General features: G+C 72.7%; 19 protein-coding genes and 1 other RNA gene. 5 read left to right on the top strand and 15 right to left on the bottom strand.

Going from position 1 to position 23,768, the window contains the following annotated elements; translation table 11 throughout:
• Nucleotides 1–274 precede the first annotated feature (274 nt).
• The 3 genes from BR70_RS0106795 to BR70_RS0106785 all read right to left on the bottom strand — a co-directional run bounded on the left by BR70_RS0106795 (nt 275) and on the right by BR70_RS0106785 (nt 4,905).
• Complete coding sequence (locus BR70_RS0106795) at nt 275–3,226, bottom strand: bifunctional [glutamine synthetase] adenylyltransferase/[glutamine synthetase]-adenylyl-L-tyrosine phosphorylase (RefSeq protein ID WP_027465450.1); 2,952 nt, start codon at nt 3,224–3,226, stop codon at nt 275–277.
• A gap of 36 nt (nt 3,227–3,262) precedes the next feature.
• Nucleotides 3,263–4,600: a type I glutamate--ammonia ligase gene (gene glnA, locus BR70_RS0106790; RefSeq protein WP_027465449.1), complete on the bottom strand. Its 1,338-nt coding sequence runs from the start codon at nt 4,598–4,600 to the stop codon at nt 3,263–3,265.
• A 125-nt stretch (nt 4,601–4,725) separates the two neighbouring features.
• Nucleotides 4,726–4,905: an SPOR domain-containing protein gene (locus BR70_RS0106785; protein WP_027465448.1), complete on the bottom strand. Its 180-nt coding sequence runs from the start codon at nt 4,903–4,905 to the stop codon at nt 4,726–4,728.
• Between the two features lie 149 nt (nt 4,906–5,054).
• On the opposite strand from BR70_RS0106785, the gene map reads away from it, so the two are divergent.
• The 3 genes from map to rnpB all read left to right on the top strand — a co-directional run bounded on the left by map (nt 5,055) and on the right by rnpB (nt 7,262).
• A complete protein-coding gene (map, locus tag BR70_RS0106780; RefSeq protein WP_027465447.1) occupies nt 5,055–5,918 on the top strand; it encodes a type I methionyl aminopeptidase in 864 nt (287 codons plus the stop codon).
• 41 nt (nt 5,919–5,959) lie between these two features.
• Nucleotides 5,960–6,709, top strand: a complete 750-nt coding sequence (gene ppgK / locus BR70_RS0106775; RefSeq protein WP_027465446.1) for a polyphosphate--glucose phosphotransferase — start codon at nt 5,960–5,962, stop codon at nt 6,707–6,709.
• A 192-nt stretch (nt 6,710–6,901) separates the two neighbouring features.
• An RNA gene (gene rnpB / locus BR70_RS22315) (RNase P RNA component class A) lies at nt 6,902–7,262 on the top strand.
• Nucleotides 7,263–7,868: 606 nt separating this feature from the next.
• On the opposite strand, the gene BR70_RS0106770 is transcribed toward rnpB, so the two are convergent.
• From BR70_RS0106770 to BR70_RS0106720, 10 genes are all read right to left on the bottom strand, one after another.
• Complete coding sequence (locus BR70_RS0106770; protein WP_027465445.1) at nt 7,869–8,603, bottom strand: zinc ribbon domain-containing protein; 735 nt, start codon at nt 8,601–8,603, stop codon at nt 7,869–7,871.
• Between the two features lie 2 nt (nt 8,604–8,605).
• Complete coding sequence (locus BR70_RS0106765; RefSeq protein WP_027465444.1) at nt 8,606–9,451, bottom strand: Nif3-like dinuclear metal center hexameric protein; 846 nt, start codon at nt 9,449–9,451, stop codon at nt 8,606–8,608.
• 119 nt (nt 9,452–9,570) lie between these two features.
• Complete coding sequence (locus tag BR70_RS0106760) at nt 9,571–10,638, bottom strand: hypothetical protein (RefSeq protein WP_027465443.1); 1,068 nt, start codon at nt 10,636–10,638, stop codon at nt 9,571–9,573.
• Nucleotides 10,639–10,745: 107 nt separating this feature from the next.
• Nucleotides 10,746–11,369: an RBBP9/YdeN family alpha/beta hydrolase gene (locus BR70_RS0106755; protein WP_027465442.1), complete on the bottom strand. Its 624-nt coding sequence runs from the start codon at nt 11,367–11,369 to the stop codon at nt 10,746–10,748.
• A 50-nt stretch (nt 11,370–11,419) separates the two neighbouring features.
• On the bottom strand, nt 11,420–12,403 hold the full coding sequence (locus tag BR70_RS19935; RefSeq protein ID WP_051596709.1) for a helix-turn-helix transcriptional regulator: 984 nt from the start codon (nt 12,401–12,403) through the stop codon (nt 11,420–11,422).
• Nucleotides 12,404–12,533: 130 nt separating this feature from the next.
• Entirely contained in the window at nt 12,534–12,947 is a 414-nt protein-coding gene (locus BR70_RS0106745; RefSeq protein WP_035808261.1) for an ATP-binding protein, read from the bottom strand.
• Entirely contained in the window at nt 12,947–13,282 is a 336-nt protein-coding gene (locus BR70_RS0106740) for an STAS domain-containing protein (RefSeq protein ID WP_017886068.1), read from the bottom strand. Before BR70_RS0106740 ends, BR70_RS0106745 begins: the two co-directional genes overlap by 1 nt.
• A gap of 59 nt (nt 13,283–13,341) precedes the next feature.
• Nucleotides 13,342–14,550, bottom strand: coding sequence for a multidrug effflux MFS transporter (locus tag BR70_RS0106735; protein ID WP_231495660.1), 1,209 nt, complete (start codon nt 14,548–14,550; stop codon nt 13,342–13,344).
• An 851-nt stretch (nt 14,551–15,401) separates the two neighbouring features.
• The gene (locus tag BR70_RS0106725; RefSeq protein WP_027465438.1) at nt 15,402–18,059 is read right to left on the bottom strand and encodes a phosphoenolpyruvate carboxylase; all 2,658 of its coding nucleotides are present in this window, start codon (nt 18,057–18,059) and stop codon (nt 15,402–15,404) included.
• 172 nt (nt 18,060–18,231) lie between these two features.
• A complete protein-coding gene (locus BR70_RS0106720; protein WP_027465437.1) occupies nt 18,232–18,915 on the bottom strand; it encodes a biliverdin-producing heme oxygenase in 684 nt (227 codons plus the stop codon).
• Nucleotides 18,916–19,000: 85 nt separating this feature from the next.
• On the opposite strand from BR70_RS0106720, the gene BR70_RS0106715 reads away from it, so the two are divergent.
• Both BR70_RS0106715 and BR70_RS0106710 read left to right on the top strand, forming a co-directional pair.
• Complete coding sequence (locus tag BR70_RS0106715) at nt 19,001–19,846, top strand: siderophore-interacting protein (RefSeq protein WP_027465436.1); 846 nt, start codon at nt 19,001–19,003, stop codon at nt 19,844–19,846.
• Nucleotides 19,847–20,210: 364 nt separating this feature from the next.
• Nucleotides 20,211–20,777 carry a GIY-YIG nuclease family protein gene (locus BR70_RS0106710; RefSeq protein ID WP_027465435.1) on the top strand — a complete coding sequence of 189 codons (567 nt, stop codon included), beginning with the start codon at nt 20,211–20,213 and terminating at the stop codon, nt 20,775–20,777.
• Between the two features lie 48 nt (nt 20,778–20,825).
• Here BR70_RS0106710 and BR70_RS0106705 read toward each other — a convergent pair whose 3' ends face one another.
• Both BR70_RS0106705 and BR70_RS19930 read right to left on the bottom strand, forming a co-directional pair.
• Nucleotides 20,826–22,376: a GMC family oxidoreductase gene (locus BR70_RS0106705; RefSeq protein WP_027465434.1), complete on the bottom strand. Its 1,551-nt coding sequence runs from the start codon at nt 22,374–22,376 to the stop codon at nt 20,826–20,828.
• A complete protein-coding gene (locus tag BR70_RS19930) occupies nt 22,373–23,764 on the bottom strand; it encodes an alpha/beta fold hydrolase (RefSeq protein WP_051596708.1) in 1,392 nt (463 codons plus the stop codon). Before BR70_RS19930 ends, BR70_RS0106705 begins: the two co-directional genes overlap by 4 nt.
• Between the last annotated feature and the right edge of the window lie 4 nt (nt 23,765–23,768).

The raw sequence follows: 23,768 nt of genomic DNA, 5'->3' as shown, positions 1-23,768 counted from the left end.
GGTCACGTGGCGTGTCGGGGGGCACCGGAAATGGTCCCCTGGCCGTCCGGTGGGAGTTCGGTCACGGCGCGGTAACGAGATGGACTCTGTTTCGAACAGGGGTACGAACGGGGTGCCATCGGGGGACGCCCCTCGACACGGGGAATTAACCTTCGACGGCTGCTCAGGTCGGGCCCGTCCGGAGACGTCCGGGCGTGTCGCAGGCGACGCAGCGTCCTGCCGCGGGCGACGCAGCGTCCTGTCGCGGGCGACGCAGCGTCCCGTCGCGGGCGGGTCAGGCGCCGTAGAACTCGCGTTCGAACACCTGTCGGGCGCGCCGCGTGACGCCGAGGTAGTCGTCCTCGAGGCGGCTCGCGGAGCCCGGCGGGTACTCCATCAGGCGGGCGACACCCTCGAGCTGGACGCGGTCGACGGGCAGGACGTCGGTGGTCTTCCCCGACCACAGCACGAGGGCGCTCCGGGTGCGCGATGCGAAGCGCCAGGCGGCCCCGAGCCGCTCGCCGTCCTCGGCGCCGACGAGTCCGGCGTCGACCGCGGCGTCGAGCGCCTCGAGCGTCGACGTGGTGCGGAGCGACGGGATCTCGAGCGCGTGCTGCAGCTGCAGGAGCTGCACGAACCACTCGACGTCGCTGAGCGATCCCCGGCCGAGCTTGAGGTGCCGGGCGGGGTCGGCGCCGCGGGGCAGCCGTTCCGACTCCACGCGGGCCTTGATTCGGCGGACCTCGCGCACCTGGTGGTCGTCGATCCGCTCGGGGTACCGGGTGCGGTCGGCGAGGTGCTCGAAGTCGCGCAGGAGTTGCGCGTCGCCGACGGCCCCGCGGGCGCGGAGGAGCGCCTGCGCCTCCCACGTGAGGGACCAGCGGGCGTAGTAGGCGCCGTAGGACTCGAGTGTCCGCACGACGGGACCGTTCTTGCCCTCGGGGCGCAGGTCGATGTCGAGGTCGAGCGGGTGGATCGTGTCCTCGGTGAGCCGGTTGAGCTCGCGCACGATGGTCTGGGCGGTGCGGGACGCGACCTCCGGAGCCAGGTCGGGTGCGCGGTAGACGTACAGCACGTCGGCGTCCGAGCCGAAGCCGAGTTCCCGCCCGCCGTACCGGCCCATCGCGATGATCCCGAACTCGAAGCCCTCGGGGGCGTCACGGCGGGCGAGCGCGAGGGCTCCGGCCAGGGTGGCCTCGGTGACGTCGCTCAGGGCCGGGCCGAGGCCGTCGACGTCGAGCGAGCCGAGCACGGCGGCCATGCCGAGCCGCAGGGTCTCCCGACGTCGGGCCGACCGGAGCAGGGCCGCGGAGCCGTCGACGTCGTTGCCGTGCCGGGCGGTGGTCGCGGTCATCTCGGCGAGCAGGGCGTCGATGGGCCGCGGACGCAGCAGGGCCTCGGGTTCGTCGAGCCAGGCGACCGCCTCGGGGAACCGTTCGAGCAGCCCGGACAGGAACGCCGACTCGGACAGCACGGTGGTGAGCGAGTGCGCGGCACCGGACGAGTCGCGCAGCATGCGGAGGAACCAGCTCGACTCCCCCAGGCCGTCGCTCAGCCGCCGGAAGGCCAGCAGCGCGCGGTCCGGTGCCGGCCCCTCGGCCATCCAGCGCAGGAGCACCGGGAGCAGGTTCCGCTGGATCGCCGCACGCCGGCTCGTGCCCTGCGTCAGGGCGCGGATGTGGCCGACGGCTCCGGCGGGGTCGACGAACCCGACGCCCGCGAGCCGGTCGACGACCTGGTCGTTGGTCAGGACGATCTCGTCCTCGGTCGAGGCCACGGCGGACAGCAGCGGCCGGTAGAACAGGCGCTCGTGCAGCCCGCGGACCTCGAGCTTCACGGCACGCCAGCGGGCCTCGAGCGCCGAGGCCGACGCGGCGACACCGCTCGACCGGGCGAGCACCCGTAGTTCCTCTTCGTCGGAGGGCATCAGGTGCGTCCGCTGCAGGCGCCGGAGCTGGATGCGGTGCTCGAGCACCCGGAGCAGGGCGTAGTCCGGCCCGAACCGAGCGGCCTCGGCACGGCCGACGTACCCGGCGTCGGTCAGGGCGTCCATCGCCTCGAGCGTCGACCGCACCCGCACGGACGGGTCGTCGCGGCCGTGCACGAGCTGCAGGAGCTGCACGGTGAACTCGACGTCCCGCAGGCCGCCGGGGCCGAGCTTGAGCTGCCGGTCGACGTCGGCGTCGGGGATGTGCTCGGTCACCCGCTCGCGCATCCGCTGCACCGACTCGACGAAGCCCGGCCGGGTGGAGGAGTTCCACACGAACGACGCGACGGCCTCGGCGTACCGGGCACCGAGGTCGGCGGACCCGGCGATCGGCCGGGCCTTGAGCAGCGCCTGGAACTCCCACCCCTTCGCCCAGCGCTCGTAGTACGCCACGTGCGAGTAGAGGGTGCGCACGAGCGCGCCGTCCTTGCCCTCGGGCCGGAGGTTCGCGTCGACCTCCCACAGGGCGGGCTCGGCGGCGAGGTCGGTGATCGCGTGCATGGCGGCGATCGCGATGCGGGTGGAGACCAGCACGGCACGGTCGGTGGGGACGTCGTCGGTGGGCTCGGTGACGAAGATGACGTCGACGTCGCTGACGTAGTTGAGCTCGCGCGCACCGGCCTTGCCCATCGCGATCACGGCGAGCGGGGTGGCCGCGACGTCGGCTGCGGGGAACGGCACCTCGCGCCGCGCGATGTCCACCGCGGCGTCGAGGGTGGCTCCCGCAAGGTCGGCGAGTCCGGCAGCCACGGCCGGGAACGCGTCCGTCGGCACGGGGTGCAGCACGTCGAACAGGGCGATCTGGGCCAGGTGCCGGCGGTAGCGCACGCGCAGGCGCATCCGTGCGTCCTCACCCGTGGCGCCGTCGACGGCCTCGGTCAGCGACGCCGTGAACCGCTCCTGCGACCACGGTTCGCCGACCGGTTCGAGCAGCAGCGCGAGCTCCGCCGGACGTCGGTGCAGGAACTCCCCGAGACCGATCGAGGCGCCGAGCAGGCGGACCAGGCGCTCGGTCGCCGCGTCGTCCGTCAGGACGGGGCGGAGCTCGTCCGGCGCCCGCTCGAGCAGCCGTTCGAGCATCCGCAGGGCGCCGTCCGGATCAGCGGTGCCGCCCCAGAGCGCGGCAGACCCGGCGACCGGCAGCGGCACGTCGGGGCCGAACCGGGCCTCCAGGTCGGCAGCCCGCTCGAGGCTCTCCGACAGTTCCGCGAACCCCAGACGGGCCAGCTCCGAACGTGACGTCGTCGTCCGACCGGTCATGTGGAACGTGCTCCCGAGGGGTCAGGGCGCTCGGCTCTAGAGCGCGCCGAGGTTGGTGTCGAGCTCGAACGGGGTGACCTGGTCGCGGTAGCGCTTCCACTCCTGCCGCTTGTTGAGCAGCACGAAGTTGAACACCTGCTCGCCGAGGGTCTCGGCCACCAGCTCGGAGTCCTCCATGAGGCTCAGAGCGTGGTCGAGGCTCGCGGGCAACTGGCTGTAGCCCAGGGCCCGGCGTTCGGAGTCGCTGAGGCTCCAGACGTTGTCCTCGGCCTCGGCGGGGAGCTCGTACTCTTCCTCGATGCCCTTGAGACCGGCGGCGAGCAGCAGTGAGTACGCCAGGTACGGGTTCGCCGCCGAGTCGATGCCGCGGTACTCGATCCGCGAGGACTGGCCCTTGTTCGGCTTGTAGAGCGGCACGCGCACCAGGGCCGAGCGGTTGTTGTGGCCCCAGGTCACGAAGGACGGGGCCTCGTCGCCGCCCCAGAGCCGCTTGTACGAGTTGACGAACTGGTTCGTCACCGCGGTGATCTCCGGTGCGTGCTTGAGCACCCCGGCGATGAAGTGCTTGGCCGTCTGCGACAGCTGGTACTGGCCACCGGCCTCGTAGAAGGCGTTCTGGTCGCCCTCGAACAGCGACACGTGGGTGTGCATGCCGGAACCGGGCTGGCCGGAGATCGGCTTCGGCATGAACGTCGCGTAGACGCCCTGCTCGATCGCCACTTCCTTCACCACGGTGCGGAAGGTCATGATGTTGTCCGCCATCGTCAGCGCGTCGGCGTAGCGGAGGTCGATCTCGTTCTGCCCGGGGCCGGCCTCGTGGTGCGAGAACTCGACCGAGATGCCGAGGTCCTCGAGCATCCGGACCGACCGGCGACGGAAGTCGTGCGCGCTGCCGCCGGGGACGTTGTCGAAGTAGCCGGCCTGGTCGACGGGCTGCGGGCCGCCGTCCTTCCATTCGCGGCTCTTCAGCAGGTAGAACTCGATCTCGGGGTGCGTGTAGAACGTGAACCCGCGGTCGCTCGCCCGCGCCAGGGTGCGCTTCAGCACGTTGCGGGGGTCGGCCACGGCGGGCTGCCCGTCCGGCGTCGTGATGTCGCAGAACATCCGCGCGGTGGGGTCGATCTCGCCGCGCCACGGCAGGATCTGGAAGGTCGAGGGGTCCGGGTGCGCCAGGACGTCGGCCTCGTAGGAACGGGTGAGGCCCTCGATCGCGGAGCCGTCGAACCCGATGCCCTCGGCGAACGCGCCCTCGACCTCGGCCGGGGCGATCGCCACCGACTTCAGCGTCCCGATGACGTCCGTGAACCAGAGTCGGATGAACTTGATGCCGCGCTCCTCGATGGTGCGGAGCACGAAGTCCGTCTGCTTGTCCATGCACGACCTTTCCGTGTATCGGGTGGCCGCTGGCGGGCCTCGTCCCAGGCTAGTGGTCCGGCGGTGTGCGCGGGGCCGTGCGACGCGCCGTCACCAGGGCGCCGGCGGGGTGCCGGCCGCGGTGCTCAGCGGTCCTCGGCGTCCCACTTCTCGTTGTTCGCGGCGATGCGGTCGAGCGCGTGCTGCGCCTCTTCTCGCGTCGCGAACGGACCGATCCGGTCACGCTGCGGGGACTGCGGGCCCTGCTCGACCTGGCCGGTCTTGTCGTTGAACCACCACTGGGACTCGATGCGGTCTTCGCTCATGCCGCCCACCGTACCCACGCAACCGTCTGGAGGCCCGGTGCCGGTCCGGCGGACCGGCACCGGGCCTCCAGGCAGTCACGTTCACCCCGTCGGGCCGCACCTCGTGGCGGTTGCGTTCGGCGCGTCGCGCCGCGGCTAGAGTGGTCCGCATGCCCCGGGACGAACACGGACACCTGACCGCCGGCCGCATCTCCCCGCACCGCGCCGTCCCGAAGGACATCGAGCGTCCGGAGTACGTCGGGAAGGTCGAGCCCCACGAGCACGGTCTCGGTGACACCTACACACCGGACGAGGTCGAGCGCATCCGCGTCGCCGGACGCATCGCGTCGCAGGCCATCGACGCCGTCGGTGAGGCCATCCGCCCCGGTGTGACCACCGACGAGCTGGACCGGATCGGGCACGAGTTCGTCGTCGCACACGGCGCCTACCCCTCCACGCTCGGGTACCGCGGCTACCCGAAGTCGCTCTGCTCGAGCCTCAACGAGGTCATCTGCCACGGCATCCCCGACGACACCGTCCTGCAGGAGGGCGACCTCGTCAACATCGACATCACCGCCTACAAGGACGGCATGCACGGTGACACGAACCGCACGTTCGTCGTCGGACAGGCAGCGCCCGAGGTGTCGGACCTGGTCACCCGCACCGAAGAGGCACTGCGTCGCGGCATCAGGGCCGTCGCCCCGGGCCGGCAGGTCAACGTGATCGGTCGTGCCATCGAGGCATACGCGAAGCGCTTCGGCTACGGCGTCGTCCGCGACTACACCGGACACGGCGTCGGTCGGGCGTTCCACTCCGGCCTGATCATCCCCCACTACGACGCACCGCAGTACGACACGGTGATCGAACCCGGCATGGTGTTCACCATCGAACCCATGCTCACGCTCGGCGGCATCGAGGCCGACATCTGGTCCGACGACTGGACGGTCTCGACCCGTGACAAGTCGTGGACCGCGCAGTTCGAGCACACCCTCGTCGTCACCGAACGCGGCGCGGAGCTCCTCACCGTCTCCTGACCGGACACCTCCGGCAGGCAACCGAAAGGCACGACAACCTCATGACCTCCCTCGCAGTCGGCGTCGACATCGGTGGTACGGGCATCAAGGGCGCGATCGTCGACGTCGCGTCCGGCGCCCTCACCACGGACCGCATCAAGAAGGCCACGCCCGAGGGCGGGAAGCCCCAGGACATCACGGCGGTGGTCAAGGAGATCATCGGCGAGCTCGCCCCCGGTGACGACGTCCCCGTCGGTGTCTGCTTCCCGGCGATCGTGCGGGACGGCAAGACGATGTCCGCCGCGAACGTGTCGAAGAAGTGGATCGGCTTCGAAGCCGAGGCACTGTTCGAGAAGGAACTCGGCCGCTCCATCCACTTCGTCAACGACGCCGACGCCGCCGGGTTCGCCGAGCAGCAGTTCGGCGCGGCCAAGGGCAAGGACGGCCTGGTCATCGTGACGACGCTCGGCACCGGCATCGGCACCGCGCTCATCAACGACGGCGTGCTCATCGTCAACTCGGAGCTCGGGCACCTGGAGATCGAGGGGCACGACGCCGAGTCGCGCGCCTCGTTCGCCGCCAAGGAGCGCGACGACCTGTCGTGGAAGCACTGGGCGAAGCGCCTGCAGAAGTACTACTCGACCCTCGAGGCCCTGCTCTCCCCCGAGCTCTTCGTCGTCGGCGGCGGGGTCTCGAAGCAGTACGAGGAGTTCCTCCCGCTGCTCGACCTGCAGGCCGACATCATCCCCGCGACGCTCCGCAACAACGCCGGCATCATCGGCGCCGCGACCCTGGCGGCGCGCAGCGTCTAGTCCTCGTTGCGGGCGTGCCTGGTCGCGGCTGTCCCTGGTCGCGGGAGTACCTGGTCGCGGGAGTACCTGGTCGAATCGGGCGTACCTGGTCGGAACTCCCGACCAGGTACGCCCGTTCTCATCAGGTACGCGTGTGGGTGCGGCTCCCCTCGCATCGGGCACCGCGGAGCCGGGTAGACTCGCTCCAGCGAATGGGTCGGTGAGACGGTCGCGTCGCTCCCCCGGGAGCGCCGAGGAACGTCCGGGCTCCACAGAGCAGGGCGGTGGGTAACACCCACCCGGAGCAATCCGCGAGACAGTGCCACAGAAAGCAGACCGCCGGCGGAGACGTCGGTAAGGGTGAAACGGTGGTGTAAGAGACCACCAGGGGTCCGGGTGACCGGATCCGCTCGGTAAACCTCGCCCGGAGCAAGGTCAGACAGAGGACGTTGAGGCTGCTCGCCGAGTCCTCGGGTAGACCGCTGGAGGCCGACGGCAACGTCGGTCCGAGAGAGATGGCCGTCACCGCCGCGCAAGTGGCGGGACAGAACCCGGCGTACGGCCGGCCCATTCGCCCCCTTCTCCGTGCCGCGTTGGCCCGTGTTGGCCCGTGCGCGCGGCGCGCGGCGCGCGGCGCGCGGCGCGCGCGGTCACGACTCCCCGCTCGGGTCCGCCGAGTGGTCACCAACCGTCGGCCGGCACGGCCGCAGCCGACAGTTCGTGACCCCTCGGCGGCACGCACCCGACGCGTTGCGACCAGCCCACGACGGGCCGGAGGCGCAGTGCTGCGCCGCCACGGGCCTCCCGTCAGACGGCGCGCGCGCCGCGCGCGGTCACGACTCCCCGCTCAGGTCCGCCGAGCGGTCACCAACCGTCGGCCGGCGGGACCGCAGCCGACGGTTCGTGACCACTCGGCGGCACGCCCCGACGCGTTGCGACCAGCCCACGACGGACAGGAGGCGCGGTGCCGCGCCGTCACGGGCCTCCCGTCAGGTGGCGCGCGCGGTCACGACTCCCCGCCCAGGTCCGCCGAGTGGTCACCAACTGTCGGTTGGCGCGGCCGCAGCCGACGGTTCGTGACCTCTCGGCGGCACGCACCCGACGCGTTGCGACCAGCCCACGACGGACAGGAGGCGCGGTGCCAGCCGGCACCGCGCCTCCTGTCCGTCGTCGCTCGCGATTACAGCCCGGACTCGGCCGTCCGTACCAGGATCGCGTCGCTGTCGGGGCACAGCACCACGTCGTCGGGCGCTGCCCGGCGGATGGTCTGCAGGTCGGAGTTGTTGAGTGCCACGCCCGAAGCCGTCGACACGCCACCCTGCAGCAGCGAGGCGCCGAAGCCGTAGCGCGCACGCTGCCGGTCGTACAGGGCGAGCAGCTCGGCCGGCACCTTGGCAGCGACGTCGGCGCGGGCCTGCTCGGCGGACTCGCGGTCGGCCGTGAGCCGGGCGATCTCCGCGTCGCGCTCGGCGACCAGACCACCGCGGGCGGCCTCGACGTCGGCGAGCTTCGCCTCGATGTCGCCGACCCGGGCGCGGAGCCCGTCGAGGTTCTCCATGATCTCGAGCTCGGCGGTCTCGAGGCCGCCGATGCGCCGCTGCAGCGAGTCGAGCTCGCTCTGCAGTCCGGCGGCGTCCTTCGCGTTCGCGACGTTCTGCAGCATCGTGGTGTCGCGTTCGACACGGGCCTGTGCCACAGCGGTGTCGGACTCCAGGCGGGCGAGGTCGCGCTCGGCGTCCTCGACCTCGCCGGTGGCGGCGACGAGTTCGCTCCGGAGCGCCGCGGCCTGCTTGCTCAGCTCGGTCAGCTGGTCGCCCTTCTGCAACGACGTGATGCGGTGCGCGATGCGGGTGACGTCGTTGTCGAGACGCTGGACGTCGAGGAGGATGACCTGGTCCTCGGGTGCTGCCTTCATGGTCAGGCTCCTTCTGTGGGGGTGGTGGGTTCGGCGGCCGGCAGGACGGCGAAGTCCCACGGGTCGGTGCGGAGGTCGCTCACTGTGACGCGGACCCCGGCCCGGGTGCGCAGCTGCTCGGCGGCGACGTCGAGCCAGAGCCACTCGGTGGCCCAGTGCGAGGTGTCGATGAGCGCCGGCCCGCCGCCGAGCAGCGCCTGCTCGCGGAACTCCGAGGCCGGGTGGTGCCGCAGGTCGCTCGTGATGTAGACGTCGGCGTCGAGCACGGCGGGGTGGCCGAGCAGCGAGTCGCCCGCACCCGCGCAGAGCGCCACGGTGCGGACGGGCTGGTCGAAGTCACCGGAGACGCGGACCCCGGTGGCCGTGGGCGGCAGCAGGTCGACGAGCTTCCGGGCGAGGGCGCCGAGGGTCGTCCCCGCGGGCAGCACCCCGACTCGGCCGATGCCCGTGTCGGGGTCGGCGCCGGCGTCGAGCGGTCGCTGCTCGGTGAGACCGAGTCGGTCGGCGAGGACGGCCGAGGTGCCGGTCGTCACGACGTCGGCGTTGGTGTGCGCCGCGAGCAGGGCGCTGCCGCCACGCACGAGGGTCGCGAGGACGCTGCCCTTGTAGGTCGACTCGGCGATCGTCGTCACCCCGCGGAGCAGCAGCGGGTGGTGCGTGAGCAGGAGCCCGGCACCGAGTTCGACGGCTTCACGGGCGGTGGCCGGCACCGCGTCGACGGCGAGGTGCACGTGCTCGACGGTGGCGGCGGGATCTCCCGCGACGAGCCCGACGGAGTCCCACGACTCGGCACCGGCGGCGGGCCACAGGTCCTCGATCACGGCCTGGAGTTCGCGGAGCGTCGGCATCCCGTCAGTGTACCGAGGCGACCGCCCCGCACGGGGCAGCCGGTCCGTGTGGGGTGATCCGGGCCTCCAGGCAGTGCAGCCGACGGCAGTGCAGCCGACGGCGTCGTGGCTGCGAGCCGTCAGCGACGACCGAGCAGGCCGAGCAGCCGGTCAACGAGTCGCGACCACCAGCCGGCCGGGGCCGGCGCTGCCGCCGTGGCGGTGTCGGCTTCCGCCGCCTGCGCGACGGGGGCCGGGACCACGGGTGCGGCGACGGCGTCCGGCAGGACGACCGGCGTGCTGGCGGTGACGCCCTGGTGCGCGGTGAGCGCGGCGGCGAAGGCCGCACGGTCGATGACCGTCGGCCCGGTGGCGGGCAGGACGAGCGGGGTGGGTCGTGTGGCCGCAGACACCGGGGACACGGCCGGGAGGCCCAGCACCGGTCGGACGGGTTCGTCGCGTTCCGGGGTGACGAGTTCCACCACCGGTGCGGCTTCCGGTGCGGGTGCCTGCTCCGCTGCGGGGACGGTCCGTACTGCGCGGGTCGGCACGGGGGCCGCCCGGGTGACGGGCGCCACGGGAGCGGTCGCTGCGCGGCGGGCTGCGGCGCGGTCGCGGCGGTCCGCCTCGGCGGCGGCATCGGTCAGCAGGTCGGCGAAGACGGTGTGGGCGAAGGCGCGGGCGGCCGTCACCTCGGGGTCCTCCGAGCCGGCGACGGTGGCCTCCCACGCGGCGAGGCGAGCGAGGTCCTCGTCACGGCGGCGGACCTCGTCCTCGAGCAGGACGATGCGCTCGATGCTGCTGCGGCCGGTGGACGACGAGACCTTGACCGCGAGGTCCTCGATGCGCAGGGCCAGACGCTCCGGCGGCTCCGGGAACGACGGGGCGCAGACCGCGGCGTGGCGGGCGCGGTCGCGGCGGAACGCGGGAGGTGCCGACGGGGTGGTCTCGTCCGCCGGGGTCGTCTCGTCAGCCGGGGCCGGGGTGGCGACGTGCGCCGGGGCGGTCGTCGGGTCGACGGTCGCTTCGTCGGCGGTCGAGGTGCTGATCGCGGCGTGTCCGGGGCGCTGCACGGGGCCGGTGACGGGCGGGACGACGAGGTCCGGCACGTACGGCGCGCGGGTCGCCGGTGCGTCGCGGAGCCACTCCTCGAGCTCGCGGCCGAACGGGTCCACGAGCGGGGTGCGTGCGCCGGACTGGGTCTCCATGCTCGAAGGATAAATATCGCGCGGGCCGAAATGCGGGACATCCGCGGAGTGTCGCTGCACCGCCTGCCATATCGGAGCGGAATTGAGCGGCGTGTCGCGCCCGGTGGTCACCGGGGTGGGCGGAGGCCGTCCTCGAACGCCCGCAGCAGTTCCCGTCCAGCCGACCAGGCACCGACACCACTGGCGACGTTCACGTGCCCGAGGGGACCGACACGGACGACGTCCGCGCCCATGACGTCGGCGAACACGACGCCCCGGTCGGCGCTGCAGTACGGGTCGTCGTCGCTCACGACGAGGCGCGTCGGGACCTGCTGGGCCGCGGGCACCGGGCGCGGTGTCACGAAGCCCGAGGCCTCGGCCGGGAACGCGGCGCCGAGCGGGTCGGGCGGGGCGACGAGGAAGGCACCGGCGACGAGCGCGGGAGCGTCCCCCGTGGTGGCGAGCCAGTCGGCGACGGCCAGGACGCCGAGGCTGTGGGCGATGAGGACCGGGGGTTCCGTGCACGAGGCCACGGCCGCGGAGATCGCGTCGCGCCAGTCGTCGGGCTCCGGGTCGCTCCACGAGGTGGGGGCGATGCGGACGGCGGCGCGCTGGGAGTGGTGGTCGTGGTGGTCGTGCTGGTCGTGCTGGTCGTGCTCGTCCTGCTGCTCCCGCTCCCAGACGGACTGCCAGTGGTCCGGGCCAGAGTTCCAGATGCCGGGGACGATCACCCACGGTCGCGGTCTGCTCACCCGGGCAGCGTAGCGAACCGGCGAGGCCCCGATCCGGAGTGTGACGCGCGTCAGGGCTGCAGGACAGCGCCCCGGGGCTGCTGCAGCGTGTCGCGCGGGTACTGCCCGAAGCGCGACGCGTACGCCGCCGAGAACCGGCCGAGGTGCGCGAAGCCCCAGCGCAACGCCACGCTCGCCACCGTCAGGTCGCCCGCCGACGCACGCCGGAGTTCCTCGTGCACGCGGTCCAGGCGGATCCCCCGCAGCAACGCGTTCGGGGCCGTTCCGACCTGCCGCTGGAACGCCTGCTGCAGCCCCCGGACGCTCAGGCCGACGTGCTGGGCGACGTCGGTGGTGGTCACGGGTGTGTGGGCGAAGGCGTGCATGAACTCCACGGCCTCGCGGACGCGACCCGTGGCTCCCTGTGGCAGCGCGACATCCGGGGCGATGGACTCGTGCGGGAACGTGTCGAGGAACGCCAGCGCGGTCTCACGAACGGTCTCGGCGAGGGCCAGCGCGGTGAGTGGTGCCGGGCCGAGCACGATCGCTGCGGCTCGTTGCACCCGGGCGTTCCAGGCGCGGAGGTCCTCCGGCCGGGGCGCCGCGGTGTGGTCGAACACCAGGGGGCCGGGCCGGGTGCCGTGCACCTCGGCGGCGACGCCCTCCAGGTACGTGCGGTCGAACTGCACGAGGCTCTGGCGGACTTCCTGCAGGTCGAACACGAAGGGGCGCCGCGTCGGGAACACCCGTGGCGTCCCCGGTGCGAAGTCGACCTCCTGGCGACCGACGTCGACTCGGCCACCGCCGTCCGAGGTCCACATCACGACGTACTCGTCTGGGACCTCGACCTCGCCCTGCATCCGACCGTCGAACCGGGTGGAGCGGAACGTCATCGATCCGTCGCCCACGACCTGGAACCGGTACGCGAACGGACGATCGGTCCGGGACGCCGAGAACCCCGTGCTCTCGTAGGCCTCTTCGTACAGTTGCACGGCCGCGTCGAGTCCGGCGCCGGACGTCTCGAACCGGATCCGGGGATCAGGCTCGACAGTCATCGCGCGAATCGTGACACGGTGTCCGGGAAACGCGACAATCGGCGATCCGTCATTGCGGTTTACGGCCCACGGAGTGCGCTGGGCGGACGACCGGTGCGGCTCCGTCGATGCGTGACGGCCGTGCTCCCGCTCAGTGCCGGGAGCGCAGCACCGTCCAGCGGTTCCGATCGGCCACGCGTTCGTACCGCAGGTCGTCGACGACCATCCGGACGAGGGCGAGCCCGCGACCACCCTCGGCGAAGTCGTCGGGCAGCACGGCGGCGTCGGGATCCACCGTCGCTGCGACCCCGTCGTCGGACAGCAGCGCCTGGAAGCGCTCGTCGCCGATCTCGAGCCGGAGCTCGCACGAGACGCCGTCCGGCCGGGCGCCGTGCTCGATGACGTTCGAGGTAAGTTCGACCAGGGCGAGCTCGAGGGCCATCCGGTCTTCGGCGGCGACGGACGGCTCGTGCTGCCACACGCCCGCGAGGAAGTCGTGCACGGCGGACACGTCGTCCGGAGGGCACGCCAGTGCGAGCATGTGCTCGGCGACGGGGGCGGTCATCACCAGTCGGTCACCGCGGCGTCCCCGTCGGGGTACGTCCGCAGGATCTTGTCGATGTTCGAGAGCTTGAGCACCATCTGGACCTGTTCCGACGGTGCCGCGATGCGGAGGTCGCCGCCGGCCTGCCGCGCGGTCTTGAGGCTGCCGACCAGGGCGCCGAGGCCGGAGGAGTCCATGAACTCGACCCCGGAGAGCTCGACCACGAGCCGCGAACGCCCGTTGCCGACGATCTGGGCGACGGTCTCGCGGAACGTGGGCGCGGAGACCATGTTGAGCCGGCCGCTGCACTCCAGGACGGCGGTGTCGGTCTCCGCCTCGTGTACGACGATGTCCATCTCGGTGGGTCTCCTCAGATCGGTGCGCCTTGCAACCAGCAACCTACCGGCTCAGACCGTCACTTGTGGGACCGGTTTCGCCGCGTCGCCGTCACCTGGACCACCACGGCCGCGGCCATCAGCGCTGCCATCACCCCGCCCATCGCCAGTGCCGTGCCGCCGAGCGCGCCGGCGAGCGGGGTGCCGAGACCGCCGATGCCGAAGGTCAGCCCGCCCTGCAGGGCGGCCGCGGTGCCCGGGTGTGCCGCGCCGACGTGCTGGGTGCGGGTCATCGCCGCCGGCAGGACGAACCCCCACGCGGCCGTCACGACCGCGAGGGCGCACCACACCGGCACGGGTCCGAGTCCGAGGAGCGCCGACACGAGCACGGCCGTGGCCCCGACCGTCCCGACGACCAGGCCCAGGGTCAGCAGGGCGTCTTCGGTGAACCGTCCGACGAGCCGACCGAACAGCAGCGTCGTGACGATCATCATCGACGCGTTCGTGGCGAAGACGAGCGTGTACAGCCCCTCGGAGAACCCGAACTCCGACTGGAACACGAACGAGCTCGTCGCGATGTACGCGAAGAACCCCACCGTCGACAGCACCCCGCTCAGCACGTAGGCCCGGAACCGCGGGATCGCCAGGAGCTCGCGGATGCGACGTCCGTTGGCCGCGAACCCGACGCCACCGCGACGCTCCGGCGGCAGGGTCTCGCGGAACCGCAGCACCACGGCCACGAAGAACACGGCACCGAGCACGGCCAGCACGACGAACATGAGCCGCCACGTGCCGACCGTGAGCACCGCTCCCCCGGCCAGCGGGGCCACCACGGGGCCGATCGCATTGATGGCCGCGAGTGTGCCGAAGACCTTCGCCATCCGGGTGCCGCTCGTCACGTCGGACACCATCGCCCGACCGGCCACGGCGCCCGCGGCACCGGCGAGTCCCTGGGCGACGCGGGCCACCACCAGCGTCACGACGTCGGGCGCGAGCGCGCAGCCGACCGACGCCAGGGCGAACAGGGCGGTCCCGACGACGAGCATCGGCCGACGACCGATCCCGTCACTCACCGGTCCGACGAGCAGCTGGCCGACCGCGAAGGCCACGAGGAACGCCGTGAGCGACAGCTGCACGGCGCCCGGCGTGGTGTCGAGGTCACGCGCGATGGCCGGGAGTGCGGGGATGTACATGTCCGTCGCGAACGGCGAGACCCCGACGATGAGCGCCAGCGGCACGATCGGGGGCAGCACGGTCGTCGTCGGTCCCAGGCTGCGCTCCGTCGTCACCTCGGACACGCTACGCGTCCCCGAATCGATTCGACAGGCACTTCGTGAGCAGCAACGGTCGGGTCGAGGTGCCGGACGCGACCGTTGCTGCTCACGAAGCGCCGGGCCTGCGACGTGCGTGCGGACGGACGGGAGGCCCGGTGCGGGCCGCCACGGGCCTCCCGTCCGGTGCCGCGAGCGGTCAGGACACCCCGCTCACGTCCGCCGAGTGGTCGCGTTCCGTCGCCCGGCGATGACGCAGCCGACGCTTCGTGACCACTCGGCCGGTGCCACCCGACGTGTCCTGACCACTCGGGCGGAGCGGCGGCGCGAAGCGCGCGCGGTCACGACACCCCGCTCACGTCCGCCGAGTGGTCGCGTTCGGTCGCCCGGCGATGGCGCAGCCGACGCTTCGTGACCGCTCGGCGGGCGCCACCCGACGTGTCCTGACCACTCGGGCGGAGCGGCGGCGCGAAGCGCGCGCGGTCACGACACCCCGCTCAGCTCCGCCGAGCGGTCGCGTTCCGTCGCCCGGCGACGGCGCAGCCGACGCTTCGTGACCACTCGGCCGGGGCAACCCGACGTGTCCTGACCTCTCGGGCCGACCGACCGCGCGAAGCGCGAGCGGTCACGACACCCCGCTCACGTCCGCCGAGCGGTCGCGTTCAGTCGCCCGGCGACGGCGCAGCCGACGCTTCGTGACCACTCGGCCGGGGCCACCCGACGAGTCCTGACCACTCGGGCCGACCGACGGCGCGAGGCGCAACCGACGCTTCGTGACCACTGGGCGGAGCGGCTCGGGACGTGCGCGCGGACGGACGGGAGGCCCGGTGCCAGCTGGCACCGGGCCTCCCGTCCGTCGGTCGGGGGCGTCAGCCCGTGTTCTGCAGGCCGGCCGCGATCCCGTTGACGGTGAGCAGCAGGAGCCGGTGGTCGGCGTCCGTCGGGTCCGTGCTGCCGGACGTGCGGATGGCGCGCAGCGCACGGAGCTGCAGGTGCGACAGCGCGTCGACGTACGGGCTGCGGAGGCGCACGGCGCGGGCCAGGACGGGCCGGTCCTCGAGCACGTCGCTGCCGCCGGAGACGCGGAGCACCCAGTCGCGGGTGCGGACCATCTCGTCGAGCACCTTCGCGGCGAGGTCGTCGCGGTCGGCGAGCTCGAGGTACCGGCGGGCGATGTGCTCGTCGGTCTTCGCGAGCGACATCTCGACGTTCTTGATCATCGCGGCGAAGAGCGGCCACTCGGCGTACGCGGCGCGGAGCACGTCGACGTCGCCGACGGCCTCGAGCGCGGAGCCGAGCCCGTACCAGCCGGCGAGGTTGATGCGCGCCTGCGTCCACGAGAACACCCACGGGATGGCGCGGAGGTCCTCCAGCGACTCCACCGACAGGCCACGACGGGCCGGGCGGGAGCCGAGGGGCAGCAGGCCGATCTCCTCCATCGGAGTGACCCGGGCGAACCAGGGCGCGAAGCCGTCGGCCTTGACCAGGTCGTAGAAGGCCACGCGCGAGACGTCGTCGAGCTGCTGGGCAAGGTCGGCGAACCGGGCGGCCGCGGCCGCGGTGCGCGCCTCGTTCGACGGCGACGACGCGAACAGCGTCGCCGAGGCCATCTGCTCGAGGTGGCGGGCGGCGATGTCCTGGTCGCCGTACTGGGCGAAGATGACCTCACCCTGCTCGGTGAGCTTCAGGCGACCGTCGATCGACCCCGGCGGCTGCGCGAGGACGGCCTCGTTGGCGGGACCGCCACCGCGGCCGAGCGAACCGCCCCGGCCGTGGAACAGGGTCAGCTCGATGTCGTTGTCGCGGGCCCAGTCGGCGATGCGGGCCTGGGCGTCGTACAGCGCCAGGTTCGCGGACACCGGGCCGACGTCCTTCGACGAGTCCGAGTAGCCGAGCATGACCTCGAGCCGACGGCCGGTCGCGGCGAGGCGTCGCTGGAACGCCTCGGTGCGGACGGCCTCGTCGAGGATGTCGACGCTGGCGTGCAGGTCGGCGAAGGTCTCGAACAGCGGGATGACGTCGATCACCGGCGCGGCCTCGGCGGACCCGAGCGCGGCGACCGCGAGTTCGTGCACGTTCGCCAGGTCCGCCGGGGACTGCGTGAAGGACACGATGTACCGGTTCGCCGCGCGGACGCCGTAGCGGGACTGCAGCCCGGCGATCGTGCGGAACACGGCGAGGACCTCTTCGGTGGTCTCGCTCAGTTCGCCACCGGCGCGGATCTCGGCCAGGGCGGTGCGGTGCACCTGCGAGTGCTGGCGGACCTCGAGCTCGGCCAGGTGGAACCCGAAGGTCTCGACCTGCCAGATCAGGTTCTGCAGCTCGCCGTTCGCCGGGCGGATCGCACCGGCGGCGACGAGCGACGCCTGGATGGTGCGGAGGTCCGCCAGCAGCGCCTCGGGGCCGTCGTAGGCCAGCGGCGTGGTGCCGGTCCGGGTGGCGTCGATGCGCGCGGCGACGAACAGGAGCGCACGACGGTGGGTCTCGTTCGGTGCGCGGACGCCGATGCGCTCGGCGATGCCCGGGTCGAGGGACTCCTGCGCGGCGACGAGGGCGGTGAGGCCGGCGTCGGCGGGGGTGTCGCTCGCGTCGAGGGTCAGGGCGCTGCCGATGCGGGTGGTCGCGCGGGCGAGGCCGAGCAGGATGTGCTCCGCCGCGATCTCGGCGGCCTGGCGGGTGACGTCGGCCGTCACGTGCGGGTTGCCGTCGCGGTCGCCGCCGATCCAGGTGCCGAACCGCACGAACGCGGGCGCGATCACGGGAGCGCGGCCGGCGTCGTCGCCCTGCAGCCGGTCGTCGAGCAGGCGGTAGACCTGCGGGACGATCTCGAACAAGGTCTGGTCGAACACGCTCATCGCGGTGCGGACCTCGTCGAGCGGGGTCGGCCGGGTGGTGCGGAGCGGGGAGGTGCGCAGGAGGGTCGTGATCTCCTCGAGCAGGCGGCGCTCGTTCTCGGCGCGAGCCGTCGCGTTGCGGGCGCGGTCGCGCTCGTCGATGAGGTCCGTGATGCGGCGGACACCCGTGGTGACCGCGCGGCGGCGGGCCTCGGTCGGGTGGGCCGTCAGCACCGGGTGGAACCGCAGGGTGCGGAGGCGCTCGGCGGCCTCGGCCTCGCCGACCTCGGCGACGAGCTCGGCGTAGGTGGCGGGGAACGAGTCGCCGGCCACGCCGCCGTCGTCACCACGCTGCCGGAGGACCCGCACGCGGTGGTGCTCCTCGGCCAGGTTGGTGAGGTGGAAGTAGGTGGTGAACGCCTGTGCCACGGCCTCGGCGCGTTCGGCCGACATGCCGGAGACGATCGCCTGGGCACGCGCTGCACCCTCGGCGTGGTCGCCCTCGTAGGCGTCGATCACGGCGGCGCGCAACGACTCCACGTCGTGGAGCAGTTCGTCGCCCCCGTTCTCCCGCAGCACCCGGCCGAGGAGGTTGCCGAGGTACCGCACGTCGGCGCGCAGGTCACTGTCGACCGCACCGCTGACGTCGTCCCGCGCGCGCTCGTGGCGTGCAGATCCGTCGATCGCCGTCATGGAGTCCTTTCCGGGTCGTCCGGGAGGCTGGTCCCGGGTCCCAGCAGCGTATCGGCACCCGGGGACGCATGACGTCGACCGTCCGGACGGACGCGGGGCCGGGCGGGAGTGCGAAGCCGCTGCGCGGGCAGGCGGGTTCGGGCGGGCTGGGCCTGGGTACTGCCGCCGCGGGTCAGGCGGGCACGGAGGCGCTACCCGGCTCCTGACGGAACGGCGCACGGCGGGCATCGAGGCCGGCGAGCAGCCCACGGTTCAGCTCGTAGGCGAGCTCGACCTCGGCGATCACCCGCTCCTGCTCGTCGGCCGTCCAGGGCGCGGCGTCGAGCTGGGCCCGGTAGGTGTGCTCGAAGTCGCTCGGGTCGGCGACCTGGTCGAAGATGTAGAAGAGGACACCGTTCGTGTCGAACCCGAACCGCTCGGCCAGCACCTGTCCGATCACGTGCCCGCCGGACACGTCGCCGAGGTACCGCGTGTAGTGGTGTGCCACGAAGCCGCCGGGCCACTCGGCCGCGACCTCGTTGAGGCGTCGCACGTACGCGGTCGTCGCGGGCAGCGGGCACACCAGCTCGGTCCAGTCCGGGCCGATCAGGTACTCGAGGTCGGCACGGATCGCCGGCATCCGGGTGAGCTGCGCGGTGACGAACGGCGCCGCCACGGGGTGGTCGGCCATGCGTTCCGCCGCCCGCTCGAGCGCGTCGTACACGAAGGCGTACTGTCCGAGCAGGTCCGCGTAGTCGGCGACGTCGCAGTCGCCGCCGAGCAGGTCCTGCATGAAGCCGCTCGTGGCCGAGGCACCGTGCGAGCGCCGCGTGCGACGCCGCAGCAGCTCGGAGAACGGGATTACGGTCGAGTCCATGAGGTAAGGCTAACCTTAGTGATGCGCGCGTCAAGCGGGGATCACCCAGGTGGCGCCGAACCCGCGAGAGGAAGCTCCCCCCACGATGAGCTCGAAACCCAAACGCCCCCAGCACGTCTTCGTCGTCGACCGCACCGAACGGCTCTCGCCCCACATGGTGCGCGTGCACCTGGGCGGCTCGGCCTTCGAGGACTTCGTCGCCCAGGCCGACCCCGACCGACTCGGCTCGACCGACAAGTACGTCAAGCTCCTGCTCGCCAAGCCGTCGCTCGGACTCGTGCCGCCGTACGACCTCGAGGCCCTGCGCGAGAACCTGCCGAAGCACGACCGCCCCGCCCGCCGCACGTACACGGTGCGTGCGGTCGACCACACCACGCGGACCATCGCGATCGACTTCGTCGTGCACGGCGACGAGGGCCTCGCCGGTCCCTGGGCAGCGTCCGCGCAGCCGGGCGATCGGCTCGCCCTGTCCGGGCCCGGTGGTGGCTACGCGCCCACCACGGACCCGGCGGTCACGCACGTGCTGCTCGGTGACGACAGCGCCCTGCCCGCGATCGGCGCAGCACTCGAGTCGATGCCCGACTCCGCCACCGGGGTCGCCTTGGTCGAGGTGGCCGGGCCCGCTGACGAGCAGGACCTCCGGCACCCGGCGGGGGTCGACCTGCGGTGGCTGCACCGGGACGCCACCGGCGCCCAGCCGGGCACGCTCCTGCTGGAGACGGCCCGCGGGCTGCCGCGTGCCTCCCGGCCGGTCCAGGTCTTCGCGCACGGCGAGCGGACCGCGATGAAGGCGATCCGTCGCTTGCTGCAGGACGACTGGGGGCTGGAGAAGCGCGAGATGTCGTTGTCGGCGTACTGGGCGCTCGGTCGCGGTGAGGACGAGTTCCAGGAGGAGAAGCGCGAGCCCGTCGGGGTGATCTTCACCGACTGACGGCGGCCTGCGTGCCCGTTCCTTCCCATGGCGGGCGCGATGGCTGGTGGGAACGGGCGTACCTGGTCGGAAGAACGGACCAGGTACGCCCGTTCTCGGGCGGCACGCTCGTTCTTGGGCGGTACGCCCGTTCTCGGTCGGTACGCCCGGCGGCCGGGGCGCGCGGTTCCCGCAGGTACGCCCGATCCTTCCCAGAACGGGCGCGATGGCTGGTGGGATCGGCCGTACCTGGTCCGAAGAACGCACCAGGTACGCCCGGTTCGACCGGGTACGCCCGGTTCGACCAGGTACGCCAGGCACGCCCAGTGCGCGCAGCGGCCGGGAGGCCCGGGGCGCGTCGGTGGGTCGGGCTAGCGTTCCGCGCATGGTCACCTCGTCGTGCTGCGTGCCGGGTTGCGCGGGCGTACTCACGGACGGTCTCGCGGGCGTCCCCCTGTGCGGTGCGCACGTCGCGTTCGTCGCCGACCTCGCGGCCGAACACCCCGGCATCGAGGACACGCTGCCCGGCCCGTGCCCGGCGTGCGGTTCGCGGATCGGGGTGCGCTACCCCTCGGGGATGGTGTGCGCCCGGTGCGAGTGGCGCTGGGGCGAGGTGCCGGACGGCGACCTCGCTCCCCCTCGGGTCGACGTCGTCTACTACCTGCGGATGCGCGACGACTTCGGCGACCGCATCAAGATCGGCACGACGATGAACCCCCGGCAACGGCTCGCGGCGATCCCGCACCAGGACCTGCTCGCGTTCGAGCGCGGTGACCGGACCCTCGAACGCCGACGGCACGCCACGTTCGCCGCCAGCCGGTACCCGGGTACCGAGTGGTTCCGGGTGACGCCGGAACTCCTGGCCCACGTGGACACCGTCGCCGCCGGGGTCGACGACCCGTGGGACCTGCACGCCCGGTGGACGAGCGAGGCGCTCGCGCTGCGGGGCTGACGCACGACCGAGCAGGCAGGGCGCCTGCTCAGCCGCCGGGGCGCCTGCTCAGGCGGCCTGCAGCATGCGGTCGGCTGTGCGGAGCGAGAGCGCCATGATCGTCAGCGCCGGGTTCGCGATGACCGCGCTCGGGAACACCGAGTTGTCGGCGATCCACAGGTTCGGGACGTCCCACGAGCGGCCGTCCTGGTCGACGACGGAGGTCTCGCGGTCCGTGCCCATCCGCGCGGTGCCGATGGTGTGCGCCGTGCGTTCGAGTACCCGGACGTCCTGGCCACCGGCTGCCTCGACGATGGTCGTCATCGTGCGGACCGCGTGGCGGCGGATCGCCTCTTCGTTCGAGCCCGGGGTGAAGGAGACCCGGGCACGCGGGACACCGTGCTCGTCGAGTTCGTCGGTCAGCTCGAGCCGGTTGTCGTCGTACGGCAGGCACTCGGCGTTGATGCCGACGCCGGCCGAGAACGGGTAGTCCTGCAGCGCCCGGACGAGCTCGGCACCGCGGAGTCCGCCACCCCGGACCAGCGAGGTCGCGAAGGTCTGCGGCTGCACGCCCAGGCTCTGGATGAGGTAGCCGCCCGCGAAGTCGGCGTCCGCCGGTCGGACGAAGTCCTCGGTGATGATCGACGACGGGTACCCGCGGTACGAGCGCATCGACTCGTCGAACCGCGCCCACACCTGGGTGGCTCCGTGCGCGGTGAAGTTCCGGCCGACCTGTCCGCTGCCGTTCGCGACACCGGTGTGCAGCAGCAGCCGCGGCGTCTCGACACCGCCCGCGGCGAGGACGAGGGTCCGGCAGCGCTGGCGGTGCTCACGCCCGTCGGCGGTGTACAGGACGGCCTCGACCCGTCCCGCCGCGTCGAGCTCGATGCCGTGCACGAAGGACTCCGGACGGATCTCGGCACCGAACGCCACGGCGGCCGGCAGGTAGGTGGTGTCCATCGAGACCTTCGAGCCGTTGCGGCAGCCCTGGTGGCAGGAGCCGCAGGACACGCAGGCCTGGCGCAGCCCGTGGTGCTCCTGGTGCCGGTCCTCGGTGGTCAGGCCTACCGGGGCATCGGTGGCGGTGATCCCGACCGCCGCGGTGCCGCGCATCATCATGTCCGACGAGGCGTTTCGGGCCGGCGGGCGCATCCGGTAGCGACGGGACGGGTCCCACGGGTAGTGCTCGGGGCCGGCGACACCGACGTCGTGCTCGACCTGCTCGATCCAGCCGGTGAGCTCGGCGTGGCTGATCGGCCAGTCCTGTCCCGCGCCGCTCTCGGTCCGCAGCCGCAGGTCGTGCTCGCTCGGCCGCGGGGTGAACGCGCCCCAGTGCAGCGTCGAGCCACCGACGCCCGTGCCGCTGTTGTTGGGGCCGAAGGCGGTGGGGGCTCCGCCGCCGCTCAGCCGCTCGTCCATCCAGTTGATGTCACCGGGGGCGGCGACCTCGTCCGGCACGTGGTCGCCCGGCTCGGTGTTGCGGCCGGCTTCGAGCGCGACGACCGTCAGGCCACGGCGGGCCAGCGAGGCGAGGAGCGGTGCTCCCCCGGCCCCGGTGCCGACCACGACAACGTCGACGACGTCGTCCGTGCCGTACGTGCGTTGTCCGTCGAGTCTCATCGTGCAGCTCCGGTCGTCGGTGCGGTGTCCATCGCGGTGGCGGTGGCGATTCCGGGGTCGGCGGGGGCCTCGGGTTCCCAGGCCTCGCGCTGGCCCGCCGCGAGCAGCTGGAAGCCCTGCTTGCGGACGCCGTCGCCACCGTTCGCGTAGCCGTCGAAGTCGATGGCGGCCATGGTGGCGGGGTGTGCGAGCCAGTGCTTCACGAGGTCGACGCTGGCGTCCTCGAACCACGCGCGCAGCTGCTCGGCGTCGAGATCGCCGTCGGCGCGGTACCGCCCGGCAGCCACGGACTCGAGGGCCTGGTCGAGCACACCGTCGCGGGCGGGCGCGGCGAGGACGTCGAGCGCTGCGCGGTAGGCCTCGGCGTCCACCGGCAGGCCGTCCGGCCGCCAGCCGTCGCCGAGCCCCGCGGCCAGCTGCGCGTCGACCCGCAGTGCCAGGTCGACCTGGTCGGTGCCGGGCTGCGGGACGACGATCCGCGCGACGGCACGCAGCGTGCCCAACTGCGTCGGCGTCAGCGCGTGGGGCGCGGCCGCCGGGTCGTCAGGCAGGGCGCGCTCGGCCAGCAGGCCTCGGGTCCGGGCGCTGACCCGCGGCGAGGCGATCACGCGGGCGTGCTCCACGGGGACGACCGGCGACCCCGCGACCCGGCGCTGCCAGAAGTCGCGGATGCGCTCGGCCACGGCCTCGGGCTGTTCCCAGGGCAGCAGGTGGGCGGCGCCGTCGACGACGTGGAGCTCGCTGTTCGGCCAGTGCGGCAGGGTCAGGCGACGCTGGGCGTCGGCATCCAGGTCGCCGTCCTCGGCACCGGCGAGCACCAGGGCGGGCACCGGGTTCGGTGCGGCGTCCGACCAGTCCTCGCGGCTGCCGCGGGACAGCCAGTCCATCCAGGCCGCGGGGTCGGTCCGCTCGACGTCCTGCACCGCCGCACTGTGCCGCGCGGGCGCCAGGGGTGCTGCGGTGTTGGCGGCGACGAACTCCTCGGCGTCCTCGGTGCCGATCGGGCCACCGGCAGCCCACGAGAGCATCGTCCAACGGCGGTCGTCGTCCATCGGCTCGGGAGCGAGGGGGGACGCGGCGAGGAGCACCACGGCCCGCAGCCCGAACAGGCCGTTCGCGCCGGAGATCGTGCGGTCGGCCACCACCGTGGCGACCTTGCCGCCCATCGAGTGCCCGAGGAGCATCCACTCCGTCGAGCCGCTCGCCCCGATCGCGCGCTCCACCAGGACGGCCATCTCCTCGACGGTGGTGCCGGACGACGCCGGGCTGCGACCGAAGCCGGGCAGGTCGATGCCGATCAGGTCGAGGTCGCCGAGGAGCTCGGCGCGCAGCAGCGCGAACTCCTCGGAACTCGCGCCGAGGGCGTGGAGACAGAAGACGGTGGTCACCCTG

It is taken from the genome of Curtobacterium sp. UNCCL17 (genome assembly GCF_000686685.1).
In the GTDB taxonomy this organism is placed as follows: Bacteria; Actinomycetota; Actinomycetes; order Actinomycetales; family Microbacteriaceae; genus Curtobacterium; species Curtobacterium flaccumfaciens.
Note: the sequence above shows the minus strand (reverse complement) of the source record. Positions and strands in the feature narration are given on the sequence as shown.

Bases quoted from the DNA above. Each gene is read 5' to 3' on its own strand.
- BR70_RS0106795 (WP_027465450.1), bottom strand. From the start codon at position 3,226: ATGACCGGTCGGACGACGACGTCACGTTCGGAGCTGGCCCGTCTGGGG.
- glnA (WP_027465449.1), bottom strand. From the start codon at position 4,600: ATGGACAAGCAGACGGACTTCGTGCTCCGCACCATCGAGGAGCGCGGC.
- BR70_RS0106785 (WP_027465448.1), bottom strand. From the start codon at position 4,905: ATGAGCGAAGACCGCATCGAGTCCCAGTGGTGGTTCAACGACAAGACC.
- map (WP_027465447.1), top strand. From the start codon at position 5,055: ATGCCCCGGGACGAACACGGACACCTGACCGCCGGCCGCATCTCCCCG.
- ppgK (WP_027465446.1), top strand. From the start codon at position 5,960: ATGACCTCCCTCGCAGTCGGCGTCGACATCGGTGGTACGGGCATCAAG.
- BR70_RS0106770 (WP_027465445.1), bottom strand. From the start codon at position 8,603: ATGAAGGCAGCACCCGAGGACCAGGTCATCCTCCTCGACGTCCAGCGT.
- BR70_RS0106765 (WP_027465444.1), bottom strand. From the start codon at position 9,451: ATGCCGACGCTCCGCGAACTCCAGGCCGTGATCGAGGACCTGTGGCCC.
- BR70_RS0106760 (WP_027465443.1), bottom strand. From the start codon at position 10,638: ATGGAGACCCAGTCCGGCGCACGCACCCCGCTCGTGGACCCGTTCGGC.
- BR70_RS19935 (WP_051596709.1), bottom strand. From the start codon at position 12,403: ATGACTGTCGAGCCTGATCCCCGGATCCGGTTCGAGACGTCCGGCGCC.
- BR70_RS0106745 (WP_035808261.1), bottom strand. From the start codon at position 12,947: ATGACCGCCCCCGTCGCCGAGCACATGCTCGCACTGGCGTGCCCTCCG.
- BR70_RS0106740 (WP_017886068.1), bottom strand. From the start codon at position 13,282: ATGGACATCGTCGTACACGAGGCGGAGACCGACACCGCCGTCCTGGAG.
- BR70_RS0106725 (WP_027465438.1), bottom strand. From the start codon at position 18,059: ATGACGGCGATCGACGGATCTGCACGCCACGAGCGCGCGCGGGACGAC.
- BR70_RS0106720 (WP_027465437.1), bottom strand. From the start codon at position 18,915: ATGGACTCGACCGTAATCCCGTTCTCCGAGCTGCTGCGGCGTCGCACG.
- BR70_RS0106715 (WP_027465436.1), top strand. From the start codon at position 19,001: ATGAGCTCGAAACCCAAACGCCCCCAGCACGTCTTCGTCGTCGACCGC.
- BR70_RS0106710 (WP_027465435.1), top strand. From the start codon at position 20,211: ATGGTCACCTCGTCGTGCTGCGTGCCGGGTTGCGCGGGCGTACTCACG.
- BR70_RS0106705 (WP_027465434.1), bottom strand. From the start codon at position 22,376: ATGAGACTCGACGGACAACGCACGTACGGCACGGACGACGTCGTCGAC.